The organism is Clostridium sp. (assembly GCF_034179595.1).
Lineage (GTDB): Bacteria > Bacillota > Clostridia > Clostridiales > Clostridiaceae > Clostridium.
This window is the reverse complement of sequence record NZ_JAXFPT010000051.1, coordinates 1-7,409: the sequence shown is the minus strand read 5'-3', so window position 1 is coordinate 7,409 and position 7,409 is coordinate 1. Positions and strand designations below refer to the sequence as shown.

Annotated in this window: 7 protein-coding genes and 1 other annotated feature; of the genes, 3 read left to right on the top strand and 4 right to left on the bottom strand. The window is 28.6% G+C overall.

Features of this window, described 5'->3' with window-relative positions; all coding sequences use genetic code 11:
* The 3 genes from SPJ33_RS06160 to SPJ33_RS06150 form a co-directional block, all read right to left on the bottom strand.
* The coding region (locus SPJ33_RS06160) for a DUF3794 domain-containing protein (RefSeq protein ID WP_321117099.1) at positions 1 to 994 on the bottom strand (994 nt) is incomplete at its 3' end.
* A gap of 33 nt (positions 995 to 1,027) precedes the next feature.
* Positions 1,028 to 1,621, bottom strand: coding sequence for a DUF3794 domain-containing protein (locus SPJ33_RS06155; RefSeq protein WP_321117098.1), 594 nt, complete (start codon positions 1,619 to 1,621; stop codon positions 1,028 to 1,030).
* Between the two features lie 23 nt (positions 1,622 to 1,644).
* The gene (locus SPJ33_RS06150; protein ID WP_321117097.1) at positions 1,645 to 2,220 is read right to left on the bottom strand and encodes a DUF3794 domain-containing protein; all 576 of its coding nucleotides are present in this window, start codon (positions 2,218 to 2,220) and stop codon (positions 1,645 to 1,647) included.
* A gap of 194 nt (positions 2,221 to 2,414) precedes the next feature.
* Between SPJ33_RS06150 and SPJ33_RS06145 the strand changes: the two genes are divergently transcribed.
* Positions 2,415 to 2,966, top strand: a complete 552-nt coding sequence (locus SPJ33_RS06145) for a DUF3794 domain-containing protein (protein ID WP_321117096.1) — start codon at positions 2,415 to 2,417, stop codon at positions 2,964 to 2,966.
* A gap of 116 nt (positions 2,967 to 3,082) precedes the next feature.
* On the opposite strand, the gene SPJ33_RS06140 is transcribed toward SPJ33_RS06145, so the two are convergent.
* Complete coding sequence (locus SPJ33_RS06140) at positions 3,083 to 3,565, bottom strand: LURP-one-related/scramblase family protein (RefSeq protein WP_321117095.1); 483 nt, start codon at positions 3,563 to 3,565, stop codon at positions 3,083 to 3,085.
* A 145-nt stretch (positions 3,566 to 3,710) separates the two neighbouring features.
* Positions 3,711 to 3,876, top strand: a binding site (T-box leader).
* Between the two features lie 45 nt (positions 3,877 to 3,921).
* On the opposite strand from SPJ33_RS06140, the gene SPJ33_RS06135 reads away from it, so the two are divergent.
* Both SPJ33_RS06135 and murD read left to right on the top strand, forming a co-directional pair.
* The gene (locus SPJ33_RS06135; RefSeq protein ID WP_321117094.1) at positions 3,922 to 5,322 is read left to right on the top strand and encodes a glycine--tRNA ligase; all 1,401 of its coding nucleotides are present in this window, start codon (positions 3,922 to 3,924) and stop codon (positions 5,320 to 5,322) included.
* A 190-nt stretch (positions 5,323 to 5,512) separates the two neighbouring features.
* A complete protein-coding gene (gene murD, locus SPJ33_RS06130; RefSeq protein WP_321117093.1) occupies positions 5,513 to 6,892 on the top strand; it encodes a UDP-N-acetylmuramoyl-L-alanine--D-glutamate ligase in 1,380 nt (459 codons plus the stop codon).
* The last annotated feature ends 517 nt before the right edge of the window (positions 6,893 to 7,409 follow it).

Genomic DNA, 7,409 nt, shown 5'->3' with positions numbered 1-7,409 from the left:
CTACATTAGGTTGATAGTCAAGATTTTCAAATTTAGGATAAACAACTATAAACACAGAGAATGGAATAGAATAATGTGCTGAGTGAACTGATTGAATATCTACATCACCTGTATAAACTACTTTTTGATTTAAGAAACCTTCGATAACTAATTTTCTTCCACTTAAACAAGTTCCTTCTTCGTTTTTAGCTATTGTTATATAAGATACAGAACCTATTAATCCTATTAAATTAACTAATGCAGCAAGTATACCAGCAATAGAAGCTGTTGTAGGAGGAATAGGCGGATTTGCAGTAGGGTCTCCATTGTTTATTAAGTCAGCTATAGCATTAAGCACAGGTTGAAGGTAATTAGTGGAAAGTACATTTGAAGCTGGTACTAATGAAAGTACAGAAGTTTCAAGAGAATCAGCTAAATCCTGTAATGCTTTTGATAGTACAGCTAATAGAGAACTTATTGTTTTTGAAGCTGTATATAAAGTAGCTGAAAGTACATTTCCGGTAAGATCTATAGTTGCTATATAACTTGTAAGATTAAATAGAGCAGCATTCAATGCGTCAATAGAAGCTGTAACATAAGATGGTACAGGAACACGTGGAAAAGCAGCACTAATTGCATTTAAAAGTACTGGAATAAGACCAGTAGTAGGAGTGAATAATGCATTAATAGAACCTACAAGTGTGCCAATCTTAGTAATAATAGTGTTTAATGAGGCAACTAAAGAAGCACTAGCTAATACATGTACAGTTTTATAAGCAAATGGTGTTTCTATAAGTTTTACTGAAGTTAATTCAGCATTTGCATAAATTTGATCAAGATTTTCTATATCTGGTTTTGCTTCTGGAACACATAAAATTTCAGGAACAGAAATTTCGTTCCAATTTAAAACAGTTCTATCTGAACCGTCAATTGTTATTCTTTTAGGATCGCATAAGCCAAAGCTTTTTAAATTAAAATCACAATTACAACCTTTATTGATTTTTTGACAAGTCATATTTTTTACCTTCCTTTATTAGTATATTATGAGCTAACATAAAGCTACTGCTTTTATGAAGATAGTAGTATTTTTAAATACACTTCTTTCAGAAAGCTTACAAGCAAATATATCTTCAATGTAAGGATATACTCTGAAGTTTTGAGAAAGTGGAGTAGATGGTGCAACTATTATAAATACTGAAAATGGAATTTCAAAATGTGCAGAATGAAGAGTTTGTTCTGGAACTGCTGCTGTATAAACAATTTTTTGTTTTAATAATCCTTCTATGATAAGTTTTCTTCCTGTTAAATTAGTGCATTCTGAATTAGGGATCTTTTCTCCAGGAACTAATACTCCATTTTGTACAGCATCACTAACTGTAGGAGTTTTTATTACTCTTTGGGAAATTAATTCTATACATGAACTAACAGATACTATATCTTCAATATCTGGTTTTTGTTCAGGAATATCAACAATTTCAGGTATATAGAATTCAACCCATTCATCACTTTTAGGATTACATTGTAGAACTTTTTCTAATTTATCTTGGCAAAAAGCTCCTACTGTACTTATATTGCAACTTTGATTACAGCAATTTTCATAAAATGTGTGGTTAGTATTATTTGTATAATCGCAAATAGGCATAATTTTATCTCCTTTTCTTATAATTAACAAGTTTGATTAGGAACAGCATATAATAATAGCGTTACTTGTTTTAATATTCTTCTGTTATCTAAAATGCAAGCAGATAGATCTTCTATACATGCATTAACATCATAATTTATATTTAAAGAATCAACTGGTTTAGTTGTACCTGGGAAAGTATATTCAAGAGGAACAACTATATAAGATGAAAATGGTACATAGAAATGAGCTGAGTGAATAGATTGATCTTCTACATTAGCTGTATAGCTTACTTGTTGGCATAATGTACCTTCTATAATAAGTTTTCTTCCTGTAACCTTTTTACCTTCATAGCTTTCGTTTAGAGAAATTGGAGTTTTTATAACTTCGCTTCTCATTATATCGACTGTTACATTTATTGAATTAATATCCTCAATATCAGGTTTTTGAGGTGGTATTTCTAATGTTTCTGGAATATACATTTGCATCCAATAAGGATTATCCTTAATTACAGCTGTTACATCGCTAGCTGTACAAAGTCCTGTATAATCAACTAATGGTTGATTACATGAACTTGAGTTAGTATTAGATTTAGATTTAAAGCTAGATATACATGACATATTATTTACTCTCCTTAAATTAACAATTTTTTTGAGTTTACAATACATATATATACTTTTATGTAGAAAATTGATATAAAAAAGTATAATAAATATTAACTTTATAGAAGACATATTTTTGTGTCATAATTTTGTGTAATTCATATTAATGTAATATAAAGTTTTATTAATCAACTTATTTGGGAGGAGGTTATATGTTAGATAATATTTTAATAACAGGAATAACTGATTTGGAATGTTATCCACCTATGAGTTGTACAAGATATTGTAAACAATGCCTTCAAAATGATTTTCTTTGTGTTCCTGATGAAAAGCCGGATATAGAATCTATTAATGAAATAAAGGTAAGTGTATGTGTAGAAGATTTTGAAGTTTTTAAAACTATATTGGGGCCAAAATTACTTTTAAATGGACAAAAGAAAATTAAAATTTTATACACAGCTAATAATTGTCAACAATCTCTTCACTCAGCACAATGGTGCATTCCTTTTTGCGAATTTATTTTGCTAAAAAATCTACATTATGATAAGTGCTTTAATGATATTAATAACGTTTTTGTAGGAGTAGAAAATGTATGCATGAAATATTTTAATAAAAGATCAGTAGATATTTCATTATTATTCATTATCTGTCCAGAATTTCAAAGTAGTTGTTTTGAAGCACATAGAAAAACTCCAGATAACTGTTGTAATGGATATTATAATTCAAGACCTTGTAAGAATAATAATAATTATTATTGCAGATAAAAATGTAGAAATTTATTTAAAAGATAGTATCAAAAATATTAGAAATATTTTTAAAAAAAGTTTGTATAAAGATTTATACAAACTTCTTTTAATATTTAGAGTAAATAGTTACTTTATTATTCATCATCCTCTACTACATTTATAATGACAATACAAGCAAGTATTAAAGCATGATCATTAAAGTTTTCTATATCTACACAATATTTATCTATTGAATTAATTATACTCTTAGAAGCCTTAGCTATAACAGTATCATATTCATCATATATGCAAAATTCGTAATCTGTAAAATCTCCCCTAGCACATAATTCACCAAAAGGTGTATCAATTATAAATTCATCTTCTGTAGGAGTAACCATTTTTTTAGTTATCTTAGCATAAGGTTCATTAACTTTATAAACTTCAAATGTTTTAGATAGTTTTATAAGCTTTCTTTTTATTTTAAATAATTTATTTCCGTTAGAATCCTCAAAAAATAGTTTTTCTCTAATAGAAGTAAATGCCTTAACATCAACTTTATAACAAATGTCTTCGTTTGAATCTTTTATTAAATAGTCTTCACTAATAGAAGCTAAATTTTGGTTCAAAATGTATCTCATTATTAAAAATCCCCCTTAGAACTTTATCTAAATATATTATATACTATATACACTCTGTATTAAGTAAATTTAATGTAACAATAAAAATAACCTTTTATGTACCTTGACATATAAAAGGCTTTTGGTAAAATTAATATGTAATTTTATATGTGCGTTGAAAAAGAAGAGTAGTCTTAGTTTTATTTTTAGAGAGATGGCATGTGGTGAAAGTCATTAATAAAATAAGATGAAGGGAGCTTTTGAGCATTTTTTCTAGAAAGTTGGGCTTTAGCCAAGAAGGGTGGAACCGCGGAATGTTTTTCGTCCCTTTATTGCTAAAGGCTTTTTTTATTATAAAAAATTTGGAGGTATTAGAAATGGCAGTAGAAAAGACTATGGATAAAATAGTTGCACTTTGTAAAAACAGAGGATTCATATTCCCAGGTTCAGATATATATGGTGGACTTGCAAACTCATGGGATTACGGTCCATTAGGTGTTGAATTTAAGAATAATGTTAAAAAAGCATGGTGGAAAAAATTCATTCAAGAAAGCCCATATAATGTAGGTGTTGATTGTGCTATTTTAATGAATAAAGAAGTTTGGGTAGCATCAGGTCATTTAGGCGGATTCTCAGATCCTTTAATGGATTGTAAAGAATGTAAGGCGAGATTTAGAGCAGATAAATTAGTTGAAGATCATATGACTGCAAGTGGAGTTGAAGTTGCTTCAGCTGATGGTATGTCTAATGAAGAATTAAAGAAATATATAGAAGATCACAATATAGTATGTCCTAAATGTGGAAAGATGAATTACACAGATATAAGACAATTCAATCTTATGTTTAAGACTTTCCAAGGAGTAACTGAAGATGCTAAAAATGAAATATACTTAAGACCAGAAACTGCTCAAGGTATATTTGTAAACTTTAAACAAGTTCAAAGAAGTTCAAGAAAGAAAGTACCATTTGGTATAGGTCAAATAGGTAAATCATTCAGAAATGAAATCACACCAGGTAACTTTACATTCAGAACAAGAGAATTCGAACAAATGGAATTAGAATTCTTCTGTAAGCCAGGAACAGATTTAGAATGGTTTGAATATTGGAGAGAGTATTGCTGGAATTTCTTATTAAACTTAGGTGTTAATAAAGATAACTTAAGAATAAGAGATCACGGAGAAGAAGAACTTTCATTCTACTCAAATGCAACATCAGATATTGAATACTTATTCCCATTTGGTTGGGGAGAACTTTGGGGTATAGCTGATAGAACAGATTATGACCTAAAGAAACATGCTGAACATTCAGGCGAAGATTTAACTTACTTAGATCCAATGACTAACGAAAGATATATACCATACTGTATAGAACCATCACTTGGAGCAGATAGAGTTGCACTTGCATTCTTAGTTGATGCATATGATGAAGAAGATTTATCAACAGAAACTAAGCAAGATTCAAGAGTTGTTATGCATCTTCATCCAGCACTTGCGCCATTTAAGGCTGCAATATTACCATTATCAAAGAAATTATCAGATAAAGCTTTAGAAGTATATGGAGAACTTGCTAAGAAGTTCAATGTTGAATATGATGAAGCTGGAAGTATAGGTAAGAGATATAGAAGACAAGATGAAATAGGTACTCCATTCTGTATAACAATTGACTTTGATACATTAGAAGACGAATCAGTAACAGTTAGAGATAGAGATTCAATGGAACAAGAAAGAGTTAAAATTGCGGACTTAGAAGCATATATTGCTAAGAGTTTAGAATTCTAGTTTATAAGAAAAGAGTATTTTCATTTTGAAAATACTCTTTTTGTTATATACATTAATATAACTGTGTTTTTTCATAGAATTAAAACTTAAAAACAATAATTTATAGTGTTATAATTAAAAACAAATGGGACAAAATTAAATATAATTCATAATATATAAGTTGATAGTAGTGTAGACTTGGAGGCAGAGTATGAAAAAAGATTTTAGGGAATTTAAAGATTTTATAAAAGGTAAAAAAGTTGGAGTTGTTGGAATAGGTGTAAGTAATATACCTCTTATAAATTTTCTAGTAGAGCTTGATGCTAAAGTTACAGCTTTTGATATAAAAAGTGAAGAAAAATTAGGATCTTTAGCTGATGAGTTTAAAAATAAAGGAGTAAAACTTTCACTTGGTGAAAATTATTTAGATAACTTAACTGGATTTGATGTTATATTTAAAACTCCATCAATGAGAATAGATTGTGATGCATTAGTTAAAGCTAAAACAGAAGGAGCATACATAACTTCAGAAATGGAGGAATTCGTAAGATATTGTAAGGGAAAAATATACGGTGTTACAGGTAGTGATGGAAAAACAACAACTACTACTATAATATCTAAATTATTAATTGAACAAGGATATAAAACTTGGGTTGGTGGAAATATAGGAACTCCATTATTTTCTCAAATTGAAGAAATACAAAAAGAAGATATGGTAGTACTTGAATTATCAAGTTTTCAACTTATGACTATGGATTTACCAATAGATATAGCTATATGTACTAATTTAGCTCCAAATCATTTAGATATGCATAAAGATATGCAAGAATATATAGATGCTAAGAAAAACATATTCCTATATGGAGAAAAATCAGGAGTACTAGTAGTAAATAGAGAAAATGATATAACATATTCTTTTGAAAAAGAAGCTAAAGGAGAAGTTAGAGAATTTAGTTCAAAGAGAGTATTAGAAAATGGTGCTTACTATAAAGATGGAACATTATATTTACTAGGCAAAGAAGTAGTAAAAAGAAAAGATATAGTTTTAAAGGGAATGCATAATGTAGAAAATTACTTAGCTGCATTTATAGCAACTAAAGATGACGTTTCAATAGAAACAATGAAAAAAGTAAGCGAAACTTTTGCTGGAGTAGAACATAGATGTGAGTTAGTAAGAGAATTAAATGGTGTTAAATATTATAATGATTCTATAGCTTCAAGTCCAACAAGAACTCTTGCAGGCCTTAAGGCTTTTGATGAAAAAGTAATATTAATAGCAGGAGGATATGATAAACATATACCTTTTGAACCTTTAGCTGAGCAAGGATATCCTTTTATAAAGAAGATGATATTAGTTGGTGCTACTAAAAAGAAAATTAGAGAAGCATTTGATAAATTGAAAAAAGATAAAGGCATAGATGTTGAAATCATCGAAGTAGATACATTTGAAGGTGCAGTTGAAAAGGCTAGAGAAGTAGCAGTAGCAGGAGATATAGTAACATTATCACCAGCTTGTGCTTCATTTGATATGTTCCCTAATTTTATGGAAAGAGGAATTAGATTTAAAGAATTAGTACATGCATTAAAATAAATGACTAAAAGATAACACAAATATTTGTGTTATCTTTTTTATTTTTATGAGAATAATTAAAAGAAAATATATGTTTTTTATTGTTAAAACTAAATTAATTAATATAAAATAAGAAAAATGGCAATAACTATACCAGGTGTATCATTATTTGAATTAGTTAGTAAAAGAAAGAAATATAGAGAATATAAAGAATAAATTCTTTTAATAAACAATAGAATAGATTTAGAAGTGATATGAGCATGTTATTATAATATCCGTCGTCAGGTGATGACGGCAACAAAAAACTTTAAGTAAAACATTAAAAACAATTTAAAAAAGTTGTTGACAATGTAAAACTTAAGTGTTATTATAATAAAGCGGTCAACGAAATCGCACAGATCTTTGAAAATTGAACAGAATATAGAATACATTTAAACAACCAGCAATTCTTTTTACAAGTAAGTTTTATGAGTTAAATGATTAAACTTTTTATTGAGAGTTTGATCCTGGCTCAGGACGAACGCTGGCGGCGTGCCTA

Excerpts from the sequence above, each read along its gene's own strand:
- SPJ33_RS06135 (WP_321117094.1), top strand. The coding sequence starts at position 3,922 with ATGGCAGTAGAAAAGACTATGGATAAAATAGTTGCACTTTGTAAAAAC.
- SPJ33_RS06150 (WP_321117097.1), bottom strand. The coding sequence starts at position 2,220 with ATGTCATGTATATCTAGCTTTAAATCTAAATCTAATACTAACTCAAGT.
- SPJ33_RS06145 (WP_321117096.1), top strand. The coding sequence starts at position 2,415 with ATGTTAGATAATATTTTAATAACAGGAATAACTGATTTGGAATGTTAT.
- SPJ33_RS06155 (WP_321117098.1), bottom strand. The coding sequence starts at position 1,621 with ATGCCTATTTGCGATTATACAAATAATACTAACCACACATTTTATGAA.
- murD (WP_321117093.1), top strand. The coding sequence starts at position 5,513 with ATGAAAAAAGATTTTAGGGAATTTAAAGATTTTATAAAAGGTAAAAAA.
- SPJ33_RS06140 (WP_321117095.1), bottom strand. The coding sequence starts at position 3,565 with ATGAGATACATTTTGAACCAAAATTTAGCTTCTATTAGTGAAGACTAT.